The 20,631-nt window shown below is 47.7% G+C and carries 16 protein-coding genes; 9 read left to right on the top strand and 7 right to left on the bottom strand.

Translation table 11 applies throughout. The annotated features are described in order from the left end of the window. The first annotated feature begins 8 nt into the window (after positions 1-8). From QUA83_RS07705 to QUA83_RS07695, 3 genes are all read left to right on the top strand, one after another. Complete coding sequence (locus QUA83_RS07705) at positions 9-1,562, top strand: NADH-quinone oxidoreductase subunit M (RefSeq protein ID WP_333292404.1); 1,554 nt, start codon at positions 9-11, stop codon at positions 1,560-1,562. Between the two features lie 175 nt (positions 1,563-1,737). Then, on the top strand, positions 1,738-3,060 hold the full coding sequence (locus QUA83_RS07700; protein ID WP_333292403.1) for a CO2 hydration protein: 1,323 nt from the start codon (positions 1,738-1,740) through the stop codon (positions 3,058-3,060). Between the two features lie 268 nt (positions 3,061-3,328). After that, positions 3,329-3,535, top strand: a complete 207-nt coding sequence (locus tag QUA83_RS07695) for a hypothetical protein (RefSeq protein ID WP_190739154.1) — start codon at positions 3,329-3,331, stop codon at positions 3,533-3,535. Here QUA83_RS07695 and QUA83_RS07690 read toward each other — a convergent pair. Further along, positions 3,532-3,750 carry a type II toxin-antitoxin system HicB family antitoxin gene (locus QUA83_RS07690; RefSeq protein ID WP_190739155.1) on the bottom strand — a complete coding sequence of 73 codons (219 nt, stop codon included), beginning with the start codon at positions 3,748-3,750 and terminating at the stop codon, positions 3,532-3,534. The two genes, QUA83_RS07695 and QUA83_RS07690, sit on opposite strands and share 4 nt — an antisense overlap. Before the next feature lie 62 nt (positions 3,751-3,812). Continuing rightward, positions 3,813-4,283 carry a hypothetical protein gene (locus tag QUA83_RS07685; RefSeq protein WP_333292402.1) on the bottom strand — a complete coding sequence of 157 codons (471 nt, stop codon included), beginning with the start codon at positions 4,281-4,283 and terminating at the stop codon, positions 3,813-3,815. Between the two features lie 131 nt (positions 4,284-4,414). Between QUA83_RS07685 and QUA83_RS07680 the strand changes: the two genes are divergently transcribed. After that, positions 4,415-4,633: a helix-turn-helix transcriptional regulator gene (locus QUA83_RS07680; protein WP_333158825.1), complete on the top strand. Its 219-nt coding sequence runs from the start codon at positions 4,415-4,417 to the stop codon at positions 4,631-4,633. 142 nt (positions 4,634-4,775) lie between these two features. After that, positions 4,776-4,970: a hypothetical protein gene (locus tag QUA83_RS07675; protein ID WP_333178469.1), complete on the top strand. Its 195-nt coding sequence runs from the start codon at positions 4,776-4,778 to the stop codon at positions 4,968-4,970. Between the two features lie 76 nt (positions 4,971-5,046). Here the strand turns inward: QUA83_RS07675 and QUA83_RS07670 are convergent, their stop codons facing one another. The 5 genes from QUA83_RS07670 to psaA all read right to left on the bottom strand — a co-directional run bounded on the left by QUA83_RS07670 (position 5,047) and on the right by psaA (position 12,995). Continuing rightward, positions 5,047-5,583 (bottom strand): hypothetical protein, encoded by a 537-nt coding sequence (locus QUA83_RS07670; RefSeq protein WP_333292401.1) that lies wholly within the window; start codon positions 5,581-5,583, stop codon positions 5,047-5,049. A gap of 1 nt (position 5,584) precedes the next feature. Then, positions 5,585-6,943: an AAA family ATPase gene (locus tag QUA83_RS07665; protein WP_333292400.1), complete on the bottom strand. Its 1,359-nt coding sequence runs from the start codon at positions 6,941-6,943 to the stop codon at positions 5,585-5,587. A gap of 246 nt (positions 6,944-7,189) precedes the next feature. Continuing rightward, on the bottom strand, positions 7,190-8,275 hold the full coding sequence (locus QUA83_RS07660) for a DMT family transporter (protein ID WP_333292399.1): 1,086 nt from the start codon (positions 8,273-8,275) through the stop codon (positions 7,190-7,192). An 86-nt stretch (positions 8,276-8,361) separates the two neighbouring features. Next, positions 8,362-10,590: a photosystem I core protein PsaB gene (gene psaB / locus QUA83_RS07655; protein ID WP_333292398.1), complete on the bottom strand. Its 2,229-nt coding sequence runs from the start codon at positions 10,588-10,590 to the stop codon at positions 8,362-8,364. 110 nt (positions 10,591-10,700) lie between these two features. Further along, positions 10,701-12,995, bottom strand: a complete 2,295-nt coding sequence (gene psaA, locus QUA83_RS07650) for a photosystem I core protein PsaA (RefSeq protein WP_333057330.1) — start codon at positions 12,993-12,995, stop codon at positions 10,701-10,703. 644 nt (positions 12,996-13,639) lie between these two features. Here psaA and QUA83_RS07645 point away from each other — a divergent pair. The 4 genes from QUA83_RS07645 to QUA83_RS07630 all read left to right on the top strand — a co-directional run bounded on the left by QUA83_RS07645 (position 13,640) and on the right by QUA83_RS07630 (position 20,512). Continuing rightward, positions 13,640-15,268, top strand: a complete 1,629-nt coding sequence (locus QUA83_RS07645; protein ID WP_333292397.1) for a hypothetical protein — start codon at positions 13,640-13,642, stop codon at positions 15,266-15,268. Positions 15,269-15,351: 83 nt separating this feature from the next. Continuing rightward, positions 15,352-16,320 (top strand): arsenosugar biosynthesis arsenite methyltransferase ArsM, encoded by a 969-nt coding sequence (gene arsM / locus QUA83_RS07640; protein ID WP_333292396.1) that lies wholly within the window; start codon positions 15,352-15,354, stop codon positions 16,318-16,320. Positions 16,321-16,608: 288 nt separating this feature from the next. Beyond that, complete coding sequence (locus QUA83_RS07635) at positions 16,609-17,271, top strand: hypothetical protein (protein ID WP_333292395.1); 663 nt, start codon at positions 16,609-16,611, stop codon at positions 17,269-17,271. 103 nt (positions 17,272-17,374) lie between these two features. Next, positions 17,375-20,512 (top strand): efflux RND transporter permease subunit, encoded by a 3,138-nt coding sequence (locus QUA83_RS07630; RefSeq protein WP_333292394.1) that lies wholly within the window; start codon positions 17,375-17,377, stop codon positions 20,510-20,512. The last annotated feature ends 119 nt before the right edge of the window (positions 20,513-20,631 follow it).

The following is a 20,631-nucleotide window of genomic DNA, read 5'->3' as shown; positions in this document are numbered from 1 at the left end:
CACACATTATGCTTAGTGCCTTGCTCTGGTTGCCCGCGTTGGGCGCTGCGGTAGTCGGGTTCCTGCCCGGAAATATCAATGGGATGCGTCTGCGTTCAATAGCCTCGGCTTTTGCGGCAGCTATTTTCCTGTTGAATATCTGGCTGTTGACTCAATTCGACCCAGCCAATTCAGGACTGCAATTTCAAGAATATTTGCCTTGGATTCCACAATTAGGTTTGAGCTACAACTTGGGCATTGACGGCTTGTCCTTGCCGCTGCTGGTTTTAAGTGCTTTGCTGACGCTATTAGTCATTTACGGCACGGGCGAAAAGATGGAGCGCCCCCAGCTTTACTATGCTTTGATTTTGCTGATCAATGCTGGTATTGCCGGAGCTTTGATGTCTCAAAATTTGCTGCTGTTTGTACTGTTTTACGAAGTAGAATTAATTCCTTTTTACCTGTTGATTGCGATTTGGGGCGGAAAGCAGCGGGAATACGCTGCCATGAAGTTTTTGATTTACACGGCAGTTTCGGGACTTTTAGTGCTGGCAGCATTTTTGGGTGTGGCTTGGCTGAGCGGTTCTTTAAATTTCGATTACAGTGCGATTACCACTCAAGAATTGCCGAGAAATTTGCAGTTAATCCTGCTAACAATTTTGCTAATTGGGTTGGGAATTAAAATTCCCTTGGTGCCGCTGCACACTTGGCTACCGGATGCTTACGTGGAAGCTTCGCCAGCAACAGCAATTTTGCTGGGAGGGATTCTGGCGAAGTTGGGAACTTACGGTTTAGTGCGGTTTGGCTTGCAGATGTTTCCCGAAACTTGGTCGATTATAGCTCCCGGTTTAGCGATTATCGGGACTGTGAGCGTGATGTACGGTGCTTTGAGCGCGATCGCCCAAAAAGACATCAAGCGCATGGTAGCCTATAGTTCGATCGGGCATATGGGCTACATCCTCGTTGCTTGCGCCGCGGGTACCAAGCTGGCATTAATCGGCGCTGTGGGGCAAATGGTAAGTCACGGCTTAATTTTAGCTTTGCTGTTTTATTTGGTAGGCATCATCGAAACCAAAGTTGGCACGCGGGATTTGGACGTGCTCAATGGTTTGATGAACCCGATGCGGGGTTTACCCACTGCCAGTTCGCTGTTAGTTTTGGGCGGCATGGCAAGCGCCGGAATTCCTGGTTTGGTGGGTTTTATTGCCGAATTTTTAGTGTTTCAAGGCAGTTTCTCAATCTTTCCCATTCCAACTTTACTCTGCATTTTAGCTTCGGGTTTAACAGCAGTTTACTTTGTGATTCTGCTCAACCGCACCTGTTTTGGGAAGTTGGACAATGCCACGGCTTACTACCCTCCAGTTACGTTTGCTGAAAATATGCCGGCGCTGGTTTTGGCCGGCATCATTTTCGTGTTGGGAATTCAACCTGCTTGGCTGCTCAAGTGGAGCGAATCGACTACAAATGCGATGGTTGCTACTCTGCCGACTGACAGAAATGCCCAAGTAGCTATTAGCTATCCCCTAGAACATTCGGAGCTTGAAATCGAGTCTACACAAACGAAGTCCGCCTCCGTAGACTAAGAATCTACTCGTTTCCAGGCAGAGCCTGGAAACGCCGACCCGGAGGCTCTGCCTCCAATTTTCCGGCTCTTGCCTGGATATCGGTTCCCAAGCAGAGCCGGAAAACCCGTTAAAGAACCGCAGCTTTTTGCAATAATTCAAAATATTTAGATTCACTCAATCAAAGGAAGAAACAATGGTACAAACTCCTAATAAACCAGCAACTAAACTACCTCCTTCCAAGCACGAATTTGCCGAAATAATTCACAGGCTGGAAGCTGGCGGCGCGATGATTCCAGATACGCCGGAAAATCTGATGCAAATCATAGCTATCTGGAAAGCTTACGCAGTACCGATGGATTTCTACTGGCGGGATTTGCTTTACATCGCCGAACGGGTATTTTTACACCCGCTTCCTTTCTTTAAATACTTTTTACCCCAAGAGTATTTAGACTTGCAAAATCACTATGCAGGCGACGGTGCAGATTTGCGGATTTGGCGCGGGACTGGAAGTGTTCACCCGGAACTTTTGGAGTTCATGGAGAACGGTGAAACTGGGAAAAAGCCGCGGCTGTTTCACCATTTGTGGCACGATCGCATTAACATGGAATTTGCCGAAGAGTGCATGAGGTCAATGCTTTGGCACCGGGGCTTGTACGTCCCAACCAATCAATTCGATCCTTATTTGGACAGTGACGAATATAAGGCTAATGCCGATCGGGCAATTAAAGCTTACTTCAAAAAAGACCCGTTCATGCTGGCACTTCACAAAGCATTTCCAGAAATGTTTTTAGAACAGTGCCGCCAAATGTCTTATTACAGCAATCTCGGTTTATTCTGGGAAGTAATGGCACCGGTGTTTTTTGAAGTTTCCGACTTGTACGACGAAGGGAAAGTTACCACAGTCCCGCAGGCGATGGATTTCCTAGTAAATGGCATATTTGCGATCGCCGGTCGTCCGATTTACCACCACGTTCAAATAGACGGTGAAACCTACGAAATCATCCCCAAATCTAAAGGTTTCACTTGGCTTTATGAAGCAGCGTTACCTTACGTGGAAGCTGTATTTTATCGCACTTCGCCATTCCGAGGAACCAAATCGTATAACGCTCAAGCTAAGGAAGTTCCTGACGACCAAAAAGACTTCCACTTCGGAGTATTGTATGCAGACAAATTCCCGGTAGGTACGGCGGGGATTCCGCCGACTTTGCTAGCACAAGATATGCTGCATTTCCTGCCGCCTTATTTGATGGATTTCTACAAACAGCGCTGTCGCGGCGAAGATGATATTCTGAATCAAATTGGGGTGACATTCCAGCGATCGATGTACTGTGTTACTTCGGCGGTGATTCAAGCTTTGCGGACTGCTCTTTTGTATCCTTTAGATGACCCGAATCCCAAGCATTTGAAGGCAAATCGGGCTTTCTTTGAGTCTCAGCTCGATCGCTTCTGTCGCCCGGAATACGGCATGAAATATGCGGCGAAGCTCAAGAATATTCAGACTTCGGATTATAGGTAAAAGATGTTTGCGGGAGACATCTTAGCTTCCAAGTCCGCCAGTCCGTTAGTCCGCCAGGGGTTGAAACCCCTGGCTCAAAGTTAAAGTCGGTTGAAACCGACTGGGAAAAATGAGAGCATTTTAATCAGTTTCAAAAGTGGTATAATATTAGATTAGTTGGTATAAGAATTATTCATCTCTCTCTCTCTCTTCTTTTCCTCTGATTTCTCTGCGTTCTCTGCGTTCTCTGCGGTTTAATGATTCCGAATCTAAAAAATAACCAATAACTATGGACAGCAAAGATTTAGCCAAATATATCGAAGCAAAGGACGGGATTTCCAAACCTTGGCTGTTGGTGCAACTGCGGCTGAAAAAATTGCAAGAAAGGCGATCGGAGATTTCTGCTGAAGAGTATATGACAGAACTTACGGACATTCACAAAGATTTAATGAATCTGGGGGAATGGTGGCTGGGAATCGAAGATGAGGTTTTCTAGGCGATTTGAAGAATGCTAGGTGCGGGGATGGGTTCACCTTCTTCCTGCCAAGCTTCTAGATACATTTCGAGCACTTCTTCGCCATGTCGGATGGCTTCTTCGCGGGTTTTGCCGTGGGTACAGGGCATGACAACGCGCTCGGCAAACTCTGGAATCGTCACGAGGAAAAGTTGATCCTCGTCAGACCATTGGACGATCATACTGTATCGATTCATCGCCATTTATTTTAATTTTTCCTTGGCCCATTCTGGCATTTGGTTGCCGGGGCGATCGCACTTTAAAATTTCTCCATCAAATCTTTTTCTTGGGCATAGACATCTCGTAGCTGTTGCAGCGCCGCCCCAGAAATGACCGATTTAACAGTAGCTACCAATTGGCCCCACTCCAGCAAGCTGTCAACGGAAACAGCTTTTTTGAACTTGTACGTGTAGAATTTAGTCCAAAATGCTGGTGCTTGCTTGCTTTTCCAGCGTTTGTACCATCTGCCAAAATCTTGAAGTGCGATCGGCTTTACTTCTAAAATCGGGGGAAAATCGGCGTAGCTGACAAAACGGCTGATGCCTTTGGCGTGCACGTACACCATGTAGCGACAGCATTCGATGCGGTAAATCTCGTCTGCTGCGATATTGAACAGGAGTGCAACTGTTTCTTCGGTAACGAATCTCGCCAGCGGATGCAGGATTGGCGATTTGTGAAGAATTTTTGAGCAGGTGAGGGTGCTTGATTTTAGCTGGGATGATGCTATCATGGCTGGTAGACAGCTAGTAACTGTCTATTTAATTTTTGAAGGCGATCGCCCTTAGTTGTCCAGACGTGAGGCGATCGCTTTTTCAGATATCTAATATTAAACGACAGCAGATTGTCATTTGTCAAGTAAGTATGAGCAAAGGCTTGGTGAGGTTGCGGATTCGGGAGTTTGCAGACCAGAACGGCTGGACACTTAAGGAAGTTTCAGATCGATCGGGTGTTGGTTACAGCACCATTAGAAACTACGCCCAATGTCAAGGCATGACAACCGTTAATTTTGCCTACTTGCACAGGCTGGCTCGCATTTTCGATATTATGATTGAGGATTTGGTGGAGATTTTAGAGGAATAGGTTGATCGGCCTTTCCACTTTTCCACTATAAATCCTTGTGTTTCGTCTTGTCAAGACGCGCTTAAGCATTTAGCATCGCAGATAAAAGCTCAGCTTAAAGGTGCTAAGATTTAGTCAAAGTTGTTAATCTCCCGTTACCTTTGTGACTAGAGCCAGTACCGCCATCGGGGTGAGCCCCATCATCAAGGAAATTGTGCAGAAAAAGGCGCTAGCAACCCGACTAACGCTGAAGGAAATCATCTATGTCGGGATGCTGGCGATCGATGAGTTGGACGAAAAGCGCTTACAAGAGTTGGCTGATAAGGTGCATCAGATGCAGGTGAAGGGCGAGATTTGAGGGGTTGAGGGCGATCGGGCTTTTGGTGAAGTGAAAAGGGCGATCGCACTTCTCAAAACTTCAAGAACTGGCGAGCTTAGCTTTTTGATTGCTTGTATGCTCTTAGCCAATTTAAGCCCCGCTTAGCACCTAGTTTTTTCTGCATATCTTCCAGAGAACTGTAAACACGCTTATCGCGGATCAGCTTTGCGTATCCATCTTTAACTCCAGGGATTGAGGTAAGGTCAGATTTTGGATTGTTAATAAAATCCAAGAAATCTGTAACGTCTTGAGGCTCAACAACTCTTTCGTTCAGCTTTGACTGCAAAACAGCTTGTTCAATAGCCTTTTCTGCTTCTGGTTGTTTGGCTGCAATCACAAACACCCACAGCCTGACTAGATTAGCTGCCTTAGCTGCTTCATAGATGGGTAAACCAGTTAACAAATGGTAGTGATCTTCTTCATCGGTGAGACAAACAATCGGCAGAGACAGGTTAAAGTTCCAATCTGTTAAAGATTGCGAAATTTTTTTGATAATTGAGGTTGAAGTGCCTGAATTTTCTCTAGCAATTTCTATCTGATTTAAGACTACAAAAGAAGGTTGGCTCTCAAGTTTTTTGTAAAAGTTGACCATGTTACTTACTGCTATTCCTTTCTAAGTGATCTATTTGCTTGACGATTTGTTTTGTCAAATTTGAAAATTGTGTTGCTACACTACTCGCTCCTCTATTCTGCTCAGCAAATAAAGAAAGAGGTTTGCGCTCATGAGAAGCTTGACCAACAGCGGTAGCTCGCTTTATCTCTGGAAGAAGAGGGATATCTTTAAATACCTTAGAAACTAAAGATTTTATAGTAGTGTGTAGATTGACATTTTCAACCATCATAGGAATTATTCCTAAGATATTTCCTCTCCTACCGTCGGTATCGTCGTGAATCTCTTCTGCATTTTTTATGGGTCTCCTAATTGCATATACTGAGAAATACTCCATTTGCGAAGGTATAATGATATACTGAGCAGCAAGGAGACCGTTCTGACTAACAGCAGTCAAGCTAGGTGGCGTATCAATAATTACATAATCATATTCTTTTGATAAACCCGTTTTTCTCAGGGCATTATCGAGCTTTTTATTGCAATATAAACCCAAGCTTAAGATGCTACTATCGGTTGTTTGGTAGCTGCTTGGGAGAACATCTATTTTACCGTTGGCCTGATTATGGAGGCTTAATATTTTATTCAAAGCTGAAGGTTGAATATATTCATTAGGTTTAAATCCAGGTTGATCGTATTCTTTGAGAAAATTTATCAATTCTTTTCGTTCCTTCAAAGAATCTAAGATTTGCACGAACTCTTTCAAAGTTGTAGCCTTATCTAACTCATCAGCTTTATTAACTCCCAAAGATAGACTAGCATTGGCTTGCTCATCCAAGTCAACAACTAAAACTCTATTACCTATTTTGGCTAATTCATAAGCGATGTTAACAACTAACGTGGTTTTGCCAACTCCACCCTTAGCTGTGTAAATTGCAATTGTACGCATTTTAACTGTATCCAAAAAATTTCTAACGAAATTTGCTACTGGTTGAACTTGTTCTGGGTTTTCTATATTGTGCTTACACTTTAGAGTTGCGAGTCCTTGTGTATATTCGTAAATCTCCACTAAAAACGGATCGATCAGTATCCCAAATCTTGTATTAGAGTATTTGAGATACGTTTGTAACTGAATGCGAGCTGCCGCATCAAGTCTAGTTTTAGCCGTCTTAATTTCAACCAGAAAGTTAATATACCGACTCAAGTCTTCTACTAAGAAATCAACCTCTTTTTGAGTCCAAACTATCTGACTATGGGCAGTCAGTTTAGGTACTTTAACCTTAAACTCTGGAATCCAGTGAGAATAACTACTCTTGCGAGGCAAACCCGCCATCTCCAGCATTGTCTGAACCAGATGCAGAGACACATAAGCCTCATTATTCCAGTCAGAAGACAGTTGAACCATGTTGAAGACTCAGGGTTTTCTCTATTATTACCCAAAATGAGGTTTAGATCACAGGGCGATCGCACTTTTATTTCTGCTTCACAGACTCAGCCAACCGCTTCACATTCTCCCGCCGACGAACAATAATCGGACTGTTGCGAATATCAACTTCTAGGGTTACTTATTGTAACTAAGAATCTGTAGTATGTTCCAATCCCTTTTAAGTTTTGACTCGATCGCCCCTTAACTAAAGCTGGGTATTAACCCTTAAATCCCTTTGAATCCCACTTCCATATCCATCTCTTTTGCCGGACTTACAGGAGGTTGAGGCGCGGATTGGGTTTGCTTGCGAAAAACGCCAATTTGATTGAGAACGATCCCGATTAAAATGATGCTGCCGCCGATGTATTGAGCTGTTGTTGGCGTTTCCGATAAAATCAAATAGGCGGCTAAAATCCCCGCGATCGGACTAAACGAACTGGCGAGGGATACATCTGCAGCGCCCGTCGTTTTTAGTCCGGTAAACCAGCACAGTTGTCCGCCAACAACAATAATCGCACCATAGACGAGCATCCACTGCCAGAGGAAGGGCGCAAAAACATCGATAAAGTGGGTGGGAGTATATAAGATTAAAACGACAATAAAGAAAACAACTGTTCCCAGTGTTGTTCTGATAATAGAGAACAATCCTAACGGAATTTGTTTGAGCGTGACTTTACTAATAATCGTCGAAATGGCTAACGCGATCGCCCCTCCTGCTGCCATGAATTCGCCTCTGCCAATCGTCAATCCGCCCATGTCCATCATATCGGTAGTCGGTGCTTGCAATAAAATAGTCAGTGCAACACCCACAAACGAAACCATCGCCCCCGCAATCACCCAAAGATTGACGCGATCGCCCAAAATTAGAATCGACAGCGCTAAAATCAGAGGTGGCTCGATGCGTCCAATCAGTACCACATTATTGACAGCGGTTAAATCCAACGCCATAAAAGTTAAGGCTGGAGCCAATGCCCCAGATAGCAAAGAAATTCCGATCAACCCCCACCATGTTTTACTGGGAATCGATCGGAAATTTTGCACTGTACATTGCTGGCGATAAACCAGGAATAAAACTGCTAACGCGCAGAGATTCCCTACAAATAAAACATTACAAAGTGAAATCAAATTTCTGCCGTCTATCGGGTTCTGCGCTCCTAAATCGGTTAGTTTGCGAATGACAGAGTTAGAGGCAGCAAAAATGAGGATTGCTAGTAATAAATAGGTTCGTCCAGGGATGCGGTTGAATAATTGAGACACGATAATATCAACATGAATATATAATGCCATATCTTCTTTATACCACTGTTGCATAGGCGGTAATTGACACAAATATAAAAAAAATCCCCCGCCAGAAGGCAGGGGATTTCATTTAATTACCTAGAAACCAGAGTTCAGAGTTACCCGAATTTCCCGGCTGTCGAGGCAATTACAAAGGCCGCGTAAGTGAGGACGTTGCCCACAGTAAAGTGAACTAAGCCAACCAAACGACCTTGGACGATCGACAAAGCAACAGGCTTGTCTTTCCAGCGAACCAAGTTAGCCAAAGGAGTGCGCTCGTGAGCCCAAACCAAAGTCTCGATCAACTCTTGCCAGTAACCTCTCCAAGAGATCAGGAACATGAAACCAGTTGCCCAAACAAGGTGTCCGAATAAGAACATCCAAGCCCAGACTGACAAGTTGTTAGTACCATACGGGTTGTAACCGTTGATCAACTGAGAAGAATACAGCCAGAGGTAATCGCGGAACCAGCCCATCAAGTAGGTAGAAGACTCATTGAACTGAGCCACATTACCTTGCCAGATGCCCAGGTGCTTCCAGTGCCAGTAGAACGTTACCCAAGCTAGGGTGTTCAACATCCAGAATACAGACAGGTACATCGCGTCCCAAGCAGAGATGTCGCAAGTACCGCCACGGCCGGGGCCGTCGCAAGGGAAAGCATAACCGAAGTCTTTTTTGTCCGGCATCAGCTTAGAACCGCGTGCATCCAGAGCGCCCTTGACCAAGATCAAGGTGGTGGTGTGCAAGCCTAGTGCGATCGCGTGGTGAACCAAGAAATCGCCAGGTCCGATCGCCAAGAACAGAGAATTAGTACCGCTGTTAATCGCATCCAACCAGCCTGGGAGCCATACGTTGCCGTAGTTTGGCCAAGCGGTAGAAGCAATGCTGTCGGGGTTAGACAACAGCACATCCATGCCGTAGAGTGCTTTTCCGTGAGCAGCTTGGATGAACTGTGCGAACACTGGTTCAATCAAGATTTGCTTTTCAGGAGTTCCGAAAGCAACTACAACGTCATTGTGAACGTACAAGCCGAGAGTGTGGAAGCCCAAGAACAGCGACACCCAGCTCAAGTGAGAGATAATCGCTTCTTTGTGCTGCAACACGCGATCGAGCACGTTGCCTTTGTTTGCTTCAGGATCGTAGTCCCGCACCAAGAAGATAGCTCCGTGGGCGAAAGCGCCGACCATGATGAATCCAGCAATATACTGGTGGTGGGTGTAAAGCGCAGCCTGAGTCGTGAAGTCCTTACCTATAAAAGCGTAGGGAGGCATCGCGTACATATGCTGTGCTACCAAGGAGGTAATTACGCCCAAAGCAGCGAGGTGAAATGCCAGTTGGAAGTGCAGCGAGTTGTTGTAGGTTTCATACAAGCCTTGGTGAGGCAAGTTGAACTGTCCTTCACTCTTGCCACCGACCAAACCAGCCTTAGAATCCAACATCTCTTTGATGCTGTGACCGATACCGAAGTTAGTCCGGTACATATGACCGGCAACGATAAACAGAACTGCGATCGCCAAGTGGTGGTGAGCGATGTCTGTAAGCCACAGGGATTCTGTTTGAGGGTGGAAGCCACCCAAGAAAGTCAGAATTGCGGTTCCCGCGCCTTCGGAAGTACCGAAGACATGGTTTGCTGCATCTGGATTCTCGGCGTATACGCCCCAGTTACCACTGAAGAACGGACCCAAACCAGCCGGGTGAGGCGGGGTTGACAGGAAGTTGTCCCAACCTACGTGCTGTCCGCGAGATTCGGGGATAGCAACGTGAACCATGTGACCAGTCCAAGCCAAAGAGCTGACACCGAACAAACCAGCCAAGTGGTGGTTGAGGCGAGATTCAGCATTTTTGAACCAAGACAAGCTGGGGCGGTACTTGGGTTGGAGGTGCAACCAACCTGCGAACAGGAAGACAGCGGCCAGAAGTAACAAGAAGATAGCTCCTTGATACAGGTCAGCGTTTGTCCGAATCCCTTGGGTGAACCACCAATGGTAGACACCGGAGTAAGAGATGTCTACTGGGTTAGAAGCGCCCCCTTGAGTGAAAGCTTCTACTGCTGGAGCGCCGAATTGCGGGTCCCAAATCGCGTGAGCGATCGGGCGGACGTTTAGAGGGTCTTTAATCCACTGTTCAAAGTTACCTTGCCATGCTACGTGGAACAGGCTGCCCGAAGTCCACAAGAAAATGATTGCTAGGTGGCCGAAGTGAGAAGCAAAAATCTTTTGGTAAAGATTTTCTTCGGTCATGCCATCGTGGCTTTCAAAGTCGTGTGCTGTGGCAATCCCGTACCAGATCCGCCGTGTGGTCGGGTCTTGGGCAAGGTCTTGGCTAAATTTTGGAAATTTCGTTGCCATAAGCCTTGATTAATCCTGAATCCTGAACAAAATTGAAGGGATTCGGTTCGGAGTTTGGATTCTCGATTTGAGATTCCTCCCAAATCGAGAATCCAAAACCTAGGGGTAGTTTACCCTACCGAAATGATTCGCGCTAGGAAAAATGCCCACGTAGTGACAATTCCTCCTAGGAGGTAGTGAGCTACACCCACAGCCCGACCCTGAATAATGCTCAGAGCGCGAGGCTGAATCGACGGAGCTACCTTGAGCTTGTTGTGAGCCCAAACAATCGACTCAATAAGTTCTTGCCAGTAGCCACGGCCGCTGAACAGGAACATCAAGCTGAAGGCGAAGACGAAGTGTCCAGCTAGGAACATCAAACCGTAGGCCGACAGTGCCGAACCGTAGGACTGAATCACCTGAGAAGCTTGCGCCCAAAGGAAGTCCCGCAGCCAGCCGTTAATCGTGATCGCACTTTGTGCGAAGTTGCCACCGGTAATGTGAGAAATTGTGCCGTCTGGCGATACTGTTCCCCACACGTCCGACTGCATTTTCCAGCTAAAGTGGAAAATCACGATCGAGATGCAGTTGTACATCCAGAACAAGCCTAGGAACACGTGATCCCAACCAGAAACTTGGCAGGTGCCGCCACGGCCGGGGCCGTCGCAAGGGAACCGGAAGCCCAAGTTGCCTTTGTCAGGAACCAAGCGAGAACTGCGTGCAAACAACACGCCTTTCAAAAGAATCAGGACTGTAACGTGAATGGTGAAAGCGTGGATGTGGTGGATCATGAAATCCGCCGTACCCAACTCGATCGGCATCATCGCTACTTTGCCGGCTACTACTACTGCGCCGCCGCCAAAAGCGTGGCTAACGATTTCCGTAGCATTAGGCGCTGTTGTTCCCGGAGCCAAAGCGTGGATGTTTTGCACCCACTGGGCAAATATCGGACGCAACTGAATCCCGGTATCCGAGAACAAATCTTGAGGACGACCGAAAGCCCGCATCGTGTCGTTGTGAACGTACAAACCGAAGCTGTGGAAGCCCAAGAATATACAAACCCAGTTCAGGTGGGAAATGATCGCATCTCTATGACGGATCACGCGATCCAACAAGTTGTTGACATTTCCAGCGGGATCGTAATCCCGAACCATGAAGATTGCTCCGTGAGCGGCTGCTCCAACAATCAGGAATCCGCCAATCCACATGTGGTGGGTGAACAGGGATAGCTGAGTCGGGTAGTCGGTCGCGATGTACGGATACGGAGGCATCGCGTACATATGTTGGGCGACGATGATGCTCAGAGAGCCCATCAGTGCCAAGTTAATCGACAGTTGCGCGTGCCAAGAATTAGTCAGGATTTCGTAGAGACCTTTGTGACCTTCACCAGTGAAGGGGCCTTTGTGGTTCTCTAGGATTTCTTTCATGCTGTGGCCGATGCCCCAGTTCGTCCGGTACATATGACCAGCGACGATGAATAGCACTGCCAAAGCTAAGTGGTGGTGTGCTGTATCAGTCAGCCACAAACCGCCTGTGGTGGGGTTCAGACCGCCTTTGAAGGTCAGGAAGTCTGTGTATGCGCCCCAGTTGAGGGTGAAGAAGGGGGTTAAACCTTTAGCGAAACTCGGGTAGATGTCAGCCATCAAGCCCGGTGTCAAAATCCACTCGTGCGGCAGGGGGATGTCGGCAACTGTTTTGATCAGCTTACCGCCGACTGTCAGCGGTGCACCTGCATCGATCGCGTCCATGCAAGCATTGATCGGCAGAGCAACGTGAATTTGTTGTCCTGCGAAGCCCAAGCACCCGCAGCCTAACAAAACTGCCAAGTGGTGGTTCATCATCGATTCCACGTTCTGGAACCATTCCAGTTTCGGAGCGCGGACGTGATAGTGGAACCAACCGGCAAACAGCATCAAAGCTGCCATTACCAGGGCGCCGATCGCAGTGCAATATAGCTGGTATGAGTTAGTGATGCCGTTGGCGCGCCACAATTGGAATAGACCAGAGGTGATCTGAATCCCGTGAAAGCCGCCGCCTACATCTGCATTTAAAATTTCTTGACCAAAAATCGGCCAGACCACTTGAGCGCTGGGCTTGATGGCTGTAGGATTTGTCAGCCAAGCTTCGTAATTGGAAAATTTAGCGCCGTGGAAATATGCGCCACTCAACCATACGAAGATTACTGCCAAGTGGCCGAAGTGAGCGCTAAAGATTTTGCGCGAAACGTCTTCTAAGTCACTTGTATGACTGTCAAAGTCGTGAGCGTTAGCGTGGAGGTTCCAAATCCAAGTGGTGGTTTTTGGCCCCTTAGCTAGAGTGCGATCAAAATGACCGGGTTTTGACCACTTCTCGAAAGAAGTTGGAACCGGATTTTTATCGACTACTACCCTAGCTTTTACCTCTCGCTCTGGAGGACTAATGGTCATGAAGACTCTCCTCTCGGTAAGACAAGGAACGAGAACTGAACACTGTACCGGACACTCCCCACGCTTGATTAGGCGGGGGATTCTCGAAAAAGCCGACACTTCACTGCACTTTACTCTTTGCAGAGCTAGACGCAGGTGCATCGTCTCCCCAAGCATTTTGCTTCTTTGAAGAAGCCAGTTTCCCAGTGTCGCTAACAATGTGACTGGGTACTGCTAACTCTTCTCTCTATCTGGAGCCGCCGATCGCGTTCTTGATTCAGACTTGATACGGCTGCTCCTTTTGAGGGAGTTTTATGAATTATAAGCTTGCTAGAGAAGTATTAATCGCTTGTTAACAATACTTAAAAAAGGCTCAATTCTTGATGTATTAACGCCTCTAAATCCCACAGTCACTCAAAAAAGTCAAGGGGTACTGCCATTAACTTTACAAAACTCAAAGATAAAGTAATTTAGGAATACTCATTTGTAGATATATGTTTTGGAAAACGGCTGCGGGAATTAATAGTCGGAGAGGATGAGTTGCCCGCTGCTGCCTCAATCCTGCCTCCTAGGAGCCTTTGGAATTCATGAGGTGGAATTCCCCCATACTAAATTCATTTTTGGGCTATAGTTCCCTATGAGAAGGCTTCTAGGAGTATGGTTGCGTGATTGGGATCAATTGGCACAGAACGGTTATGGGCAGGCTGCTGGCATTGTTCGCAGTAGCAGTATTAATTTTGGGTTTAGCAAGTTGTGGCGCGGGCAATCCCGAATTGCCCAAATCAGGGAACAAGAGCGGCTCAGCTACCGCCCCAGTAAACAGAATCTCAGAGGTTTCTCCCCCAGAAGCCATTCAACAACTGCGTCAGGCTCTAGAAATCTACCAGCCTCAAATTAGTATTTTGAATCCAAAACCTGACGAAGTGCTTCAGGATATAAATGTGTCTGTTCAGTTCCAAGTTAAGGACTTGCCCATTTTCAAAGAGGCAAACTTGGGTTTGGGCCCCCATCTGCAAGTTTTATTAGACAACCAACCTTATGCAGCAGTTTACGATATCAACCAACCTTTAACGCTCTCCGACTTAGAACCCGGAACCCATACCCTGCAGGTGTTCGCCGCCCGCCCTTGGGAAGAAAGCTTTAAAAACGAAGGTGCCGCGGCTCAAACCACCTTTCACGTTTTTACCAAAACAGACGACAATAATCCCGATCGAACATTGCCCCTATTAACGTACAACAGCCCCCAAGGCAGTTACGGGGCAGAACCCATCCTGCTCGACTTTTACTTGACAAATGCCCCTCCGCACGAAGTGGCGCAAGAAAATTCCCAAGATGAAATACTCGATTGGAAAATTCGAGCCACAGTCAACGGCCAAAGCTTTGCGATCGACCAGTGGCAACCTATATATCTTAAAGGATTCAAACCAGGGAAAAACTGGGTACAGCTAGAATTAATTGACGAACGGGGAAATATCGTCAAAAACGCCTTTAATAATACAGTCAGACTGATAAATTTCCAACCGCTCGGCCAAGATCCTCTTTCTAAATTAGTGCGGGGCGAACTAACAGCCGCAGAAACTCGCGGTATAGTCGATCGCACCTACCAAGCCCCCGAACCCAAACCAACCCCAACCCCCGAACCGACACCGACACCTGCATTAGAAAAAACACCAGTTGTCCCACCCTCACCAGCGGTTCCAGAAACCCCTGTTACCCAACCGAGCTTAGAGCCAACAGTCGCTCCCGAAATTGCTCCCATTCAAGAAATAGAACCGACACCAACAGCAACCCCACAGTTAGAAACCCCGAAAATTGTAGGACCTGTTCAAGTAATAGAACCGACACCGACAGCAACCCCACAGTTAGAAACCCCAAAAATTGTAGAACCTGTTCAAGTAATAGAACCGACACCGACAGCAACTCCACAGTTAGAAACCCCGAAAGTTGTTGCACCCGTTAAAATAATAGAACCGACCCCAACAGCATCTCCCCAAACAAAAAAACAGGAATATAAAGGATACTACAATCGGTTCCGCAACTTCCTGCGTCAAGAACCCCAACCTGTTAATCCTTCAGAGCCACCAACCCTCCCAGAAATAACAGGAAAAGCTCCAGTACCAAAAGTAGTTGCTCCCGCGATACCAGAACAGTCTCCCAATCTTGTACCGCCAACGCCACCAGTGGCCGCTGAAACTCCTAGCCAGCCAACCAGCGAATTAGCCTCTCCCGAAACAACAGTTTCCCAACCAGAAAATCCGCCCAAATCCGAACAAAAAGTCGAATTTGCCACCTAACAAAAACTTTCTGGGCTTCGTGGCATGGGCGTCCCGCCCGTGCTCCATCTGCGGTCAAAAATCAAAAATTAGGACACTAAAAAATGACCTACCTCGAAACAGCAGCCAAATTCTACAGCGATGTTGCTGAAACACCCCAAATCGGACTTTGCTGCGTCCAAAGCAGCCCCTTGCAATTGCCAGGATTAAAAATTCCCGAACAAATGCAAGAAATGAATTATGGCTGCGGCACAACCGTTCACGCCGCCGAACTTGTAGGCAATCCCTTCGTGCTTTATGTAGGCGTCGGCGGCGGCTTGGAAGCACTACAATTTGCATATTTTTCTAGACACAAAGGAGCGGTTATTGCCGTCGATCCGGTTCCAGCAATGCGAGATGCGGCTGCACGAAACTTACAAATTGCCGCCCACGAAAATGATTGGTTTGATGCTAGTTTTGTGGAAATTATAGAAGGCGATGCTTTTGCGTTGCCAGTGCCGGATGCTTCTGTAGATGTTGTCGCACAAAATTGCTTGTTTAATATTTTTGAACCTGCGGATTTAGCTAAAGCATTAAAAGAGACTTATCGAGTGTTAAAACCGGGTGGTAGATTGTTGATGAGCGATCCGATCGCAACTCGCCCCATTCCGCAGCATTTGAAGGAAGACCAACGCTTGCGTGCCCTGTGTTTGTCCGGCGCTTTGACATACGCAGAATACGTTCAACACCTTGTAGACGTTGGTTTTGGGCAAGTCGAAGTGCGGGCGCGCCGTCCTTACCGATTGCTGGACAAACACAATTATCAATTGGATGCAGATTTGCTGTTAGAAAGCCTGGATTCGGTGTCTTTTAAAGTGGAGGTACCGGATGACGGAGCTTGCATTTTCACTGGCAAGACGGCGATTTATACGGGTTCTGAGGAGCTGTTTGATGACGGGGCAGGTCACGTTTTGCAGCGGGGAGTTCCGGCGGCGGTGTGCGATAAAACTGCTGGGAAGTTGGGGGGATTAATGCCAGATAAGGTGTTAATTACGGATTCGACGTGGCATTATAACGGCGGCGGTTGCTGTTAGATTTATTTCGGAATAATAATGTGGCTGTAATCTTTTGGGAATAGAGCATTTCTCAAAGAAGTGAGGTGTGGGCGCTTCCTATGCCCTCTTTGCACCTCATGTTAGTGAGCCATGATATAGAGATATCTAATTTTAGACTTCGCCTCAAATTTTCATCAAATTTTTATTTCCGCCTGACATTCTAGCTGAAGAAGGTTCACAACTCTGAAGTAGTAAGGAATAGATTGCTCTTGAGAGGAGGGGCTGTTTTCATCACACTCGTTCGCTAAATGTGAGGAGGAAATTTCCATGCTATCGAAATCTTTAAATTCAAGTTCATTATCGATCGTCCGTTACGGGTCTAGTTTTGTTTTGGGATTAGTGTTGTGGACGGCTTCGGCCCCGGTGCTGGCGCACGTTGGGCATGACAACGAGTTTGCAGGTGGGGATGCGGCGAAGATTATGCAGCCGATCGAAGTTGATGCCAGTAAAGCAACCGCATTGGGAATTAAGACAGAGGCAATTGCCGCTACAAACGATGGAGGTATTGTCAAAGTTCCCAGCACCAGTTTGATTGATGCCAATGGGCAAAAGCTCGTCTACATCCAGGAAGGAACAACCTACAAACCAATCTCAGTTCAGATTGGTAGCGACTCTGGAGATGTGGTGGAAATTAAAGAAGGCAATTTAGTTCCGGGAAATCAGATTGTGATCCAGGGGGCAACGCTTTTGTACTCGGAGGCATTGCGAGGTAAACCGCAGCCAGAAACGCAGGCATCACCCGCTACATCGCAAGTAGAAACGCAGGCATCACCCGCTACATCGCAAGCAGAAACGCAAGCATTGCCCACTACATCGCAAGCAGAAGCGCAGCCTGCTCAAGGATCGTCACCTTTGATGTGGGTAGCAGGCGCAGGAGTTTTACTCGTGGGTGGATTCGCCGTCTTTGGGTTAAAAGGCAAGGATCAGTAGACATTCAAAAACCAAGATTTTTGGTAACTGTCGATCGCGACGGAGTAAATCTTTTTACTCCGTCTCCTAAAAGCTTGCCTCCTGCTATCCCAATTTCATTTTTATGTTAAACGTCATCCCCAAATGGTCTATTGCTCAACGATGGTTAGTGGTGTTCGGGGCGATCGCCCTAACCATCTGGAGTACACATACTGTAAGTCGAATGCCCCTCGATGTCTTGCCGAATTTTGCGCCCCCTCAAGTAGAAGTACAGACAGAAGCCCCCGGTCTTGCGCCGGAAGCGGTGGAATCATTGGTGACGTTACCGCTAGAAAGTGCGGTCAACGGAACACCAGGAGTTGAAGTCGTTCGTACCTCCTCAGCCGTAGGAATTTCTGTATTGCGGGTAGTGTTTAAGTGGGGTACTGACCCCTATCAAGCTCGTCAACTCGTGGCAGAGCGATTGCAGGACGTGCAAGACCGACTACCGGAAGGGGTTGGTACCCCGCAGATATCGCCCCTAGCTCCCCCCATCGGAACGGTGATTCAATATGCGTTCACGTCTGACACTACATCGATCATGGAAGTGCGACGTTTGGTGGATGGCAAAGTCAACAATCGCTTGTTAGCAGTTCCAGGCGTATCGCAAGTGCTGGTTTACGGCGGAGATTTGCAGCAGTTTCAGGTGATTGCGAATCCTGAAAAACTCCAAGCGTTGAAGGTTTCCCTTCAGGAAGTCGTCAAGGCGGCAAACGAGGCAAATGCCAAAACCGCAGGTGGATTGTTGATTGACCCCGATCGCGAATTAGTGATTCAGGGACAGGGACAAATTCAGACCATCGAAGATTTGCAAAAAGCGGTCGTCAAGGTGCAGGAAGGAAAAGCGATTCTACTGCAGGATGTGGCAGAGGTGAAGATTGGGGCTGCACTCCAGCGAGGCGATGCCAGTTGGAATACTAAACGGGCTGTGGTCGTGATGGTCAACAAGCAACCTTTGGTGGATAGTCCCACCGTCACGCAAGCCATCATCGAGGCGATGGAGGAAATTAAACCGGGTTTACCCCAAGATGTGAAGGCGAATGTCACTTTCCGGCAAGATGCCTACATTGATGCCTCAGTTGGTAATGTGCGATCGGCGTTGATCGAAGGCAGTTTGGTTGTCGCAGCCATTCTGATTCCCTTTCTGATGAACTGGCGCACCCTCACCATCTGTTTGCTGGATTTCTTTCTCACGCTACTGTTCTCGCTGTTAGTGTGTTCCTGGATCGGGCTGGAACTCAACACCATGACTCTCGGCGGATTGGTAGTGGCGATCGGGACAGCAGTGGATGATGCGATCGTCTATTGCGAAAATACTGACCGCCGCTTACGGGAAAATCGCCTCTCGCCCAATCCCAAGCCACCACTGGACATTATTTTTGAGGGTTCTCAGGAGGTGCGCGAGTCGCTGATTGGAGCGACGTTAATTGGGATTATTGTCTTTTCACCGATTTTCACCCTCTCTGGGGTAGAGGGGCGGATCTTCACCCCCATGGGCATTGCCTATCTGGTGGTGGTCATCATCTCCAGCCTGGAATCGCTAGTAATCTCCCCTGCATTGTGTGCCATTCTGCTGCCCCACAGCCGGATGCAGACGACAGAACCCTTCCTAGCCCGGTGGTCTAAACAACTCTACGATCCGTTGCTGCGAATGGCGATGCGTCGCTCTACCTTAATTTTAGGACTGGCAACAGCCTCAATGGTAGCGGCCATGCTGATCGTGCCGACGTTAGGACGGGATTTTCTGCCAACATTCCAGGAACGATCGCTGATGAATGCGATCGCCCTTTATCCGGGTTCCTCACTCGAAGCAACCAATCGCGTTGGCTTAGCGATTCAAACCGCCCTTAAGGATGACCCCCGGTTTGAATCAGTACAACTCCGGGCCGGGCGTGCTCCGGGCGACCCGGATGCCGCATCGGTGAACTTGGCACACTTGGACGTGGAACTGAGTGAAGCTGCGATGCAAAACCGTCCTGCCTCGATTGAAGCCTTGCGGGAGGCATTGGGTCAGTTTCCGGGAGTTGCCACCAATGTCGGTGGATTTATCAGTCACAGGATGGATGAAGTGTTGTCGGGGGTCAGGAGTGCGATCGCCATCAAAGTATTCGGCAACGACTTACAAGAACTACGTCGCATTGGAGAACAAATCGAAACGACAATGAAAGACGTGAAGGGAGTGGTAGACCTTCAGCTTGAGCCCCAAATACCGATCCGTCAAGTACAAATTCAATTTAATCGGGATGGAGCCGCCCGCTACGGGTTGACGATCGCCCAATTGTCCGATTTCACCGAAACAGCCCTAAATGGTCGCGTGGTTGGTCAGGTGCCGGATGGTCAACAGTTGGTCGATGTGTTGGTTTGGGTCAACGAATCAGCCCGTCGCAATCTCAACACGATTCGCAACCTCCAAGTTAATGCCCCAACAGGTCAAATTATCCCGCTTTCGCAAGTGGCAAACGTTGAGTTTGGCAATGGCCCGAACACGATTAACCGGGAAAACGTGTCACGTTTAATTGTAGTGTCAGCCAACGTACAGGGACGCGATGTTGCGTCGGTTGTCGGTGACATTCGCGCCAAGGTCAAGCAAACGGTGCAACTGCCCCAAGGCTACTATATTCAGTACGGCGGACAGTATGAGTCGGAACAACGGGCTGCTCAAAACTTCCTAATTTTCGGAATATTAGCGGTGCTGGCGATCGCAGTATTGATGTACTTCACCGTAAAATCCGTTCCTGCGATGCTGATGGTGATGGTCAATTTACCATTAGCACTGGTTGGCGGTGTCATCTCCGTGCTGCTGACGGGCGGTGTTCTTTCTGTTCCCTCAATGGTGGGCTTTGTGACGCTGTTTGGCGTGGCGACGCGCAATGGATTGCTGCTGGTAGACAACTACAACGCCAAACTGGCACAAGGAATGCCGCTTCCCAAAGTCATTGTCGAAGGCTCGATGGAACGGTTGCTGGCGATTCTGATGACAGCACTCACTTCGGCATTGGGGATGATTCCCTTGGTGTTAAGCGGTGGGGCTGGTAAGGAATTGTTGCAGCCGTTGGCGATCGTTGTCCTCGGCGGACTCTTTACCTCAACTGCTCTCACCCTACTGGTTCTACCTGCATTGTATGCTCGATTTGGGAAGTTTCTGATGCCTAAACGGGTGATGGAAACAACCGAGTTGAAAAACTATGGCATTGAGCAGACACCAACTAAAGAAGTAGGCTAATAACAGTTAACTGTTAACTGTTAACTGTTAACAGTTAACAGTTTAAACAATACCGATGCAACCGGAAACAATATGATATCAAATCCGGTAACATCGTCCTGTATTCATCTCTCTATTCT

Source organism: Microcoleus sp. K1-B1 (assembly GCF_036704705.1).
Taxonomy (GTDB): domain Bacteria; phylum Cyanobacteriota; class Cyanobacteriia; order Cyanobacteriales; family Microcoleaceae; genus Microcoleus.
This window is presented reverse-complemented; position numbering and strand designations above follow the sequence as displayed.

Excerpts from the sequence above, each read along its gene's own strand:
- QUA83_RS07705 (WP_333292404.1), top strand. The coding sequence starts at position 9 with ATGCTTAGTGCCTTGCTCTGGTTGCCCGCGTTGGGCGCTGCGGTAGTC.
- QUA83_RS07700 (WP_333292403.1), top strand. The coding sequence starts at position 1,738 with ATGGTACAAACTCCTAATAAACCAGCAACTAAACTACCTCCTTCCAAG.
- QUA83_RS07695 (WP_190739154.1), top strand. The coding sequence starts at position 3,329 with ATGGACAGCAAAGATTTAGCCAAATATATCGAAGCAAAGGACGGGATT.
- QUA83_RS07690 (WP_190739155.1), bottom strand. The coding sequence starts at position 3,750 with ATGAATCGATACAGTATGATCGTCCAATGGTCTGACGAGGATCAACTT.
- QUA83_RS07685 (WP_333292402.1), bottom strand. The coding sequence starts at position 4,283 with ATGATAGCATCATCCCAGCTAAAATCAAGCACCCTCACCTGCTCAAAA.
- QUA83_RS07680 (WP_333158825.1), top strand. The coding sequence starts at position 4,415 with ATGAGCAAAGGCTTGGTGAGGTTGCGGATTCGGGAGTTTGCAGACCAG.
- QUA83_RS07670 (WP_333292401.1), bottom strand. The coding sequence starts at position 5,583 with ATGGTCAACTTTTACAAAAAACTTGAGAGCCAACCTTCTTTTGTAGTC.
- QUA83_RS07665 (WP_333292400.1), bottom strand. The coding sequence starts at position 6,943 with ATGGTTCAACTGTCTTCTGACTGGAATAATGAGGCTTATGTGTCTCTG.
- QUA83_RS07660 (WP_333292399.1), bottom strand. The coding sequence starts at position 8,275 with ATGCAACAGTGGTATAAAGAAGATATGGCATTATATATTCATGTTGAT.
- psaB (WP_333292398.1), bottom strand. The coding sequence starts at position 10,590 with ATGGCAACGAAATTTCCAAAATTTAGCCAAGACCTTGCCCAAGACCCG.
- psaA (WP_333057330.1), bottom strand. The coding sequence starts at position 12,995 with ATGACCATTAGTCCTCCAGAGCGAGAGGTAAAAGCTAGGGTAGTAGTC.
- arsM (WP_333292396.1), top strand. The coding sequence starts at position 15,352 with ATGACCTACCTCGAAACAGCAGCCAAATTCTACAGCGATGTTGCTGAA.
- QUA83_RS07635 (WP_333292395.1), top strand. The coding sequence starts at position 16,609 with ATGCTATCGAAATCTTTAAATTCAAGTTCATTATCGATCGTCCGTTAC.
- QUA83_RS07630 (WP_333292394.1), top strand. The coding sequence starts at position 17,375 with ATGTTAAACGTCATCCCCAAATGGTCTATTGCTCAACGATGGTTAGTG.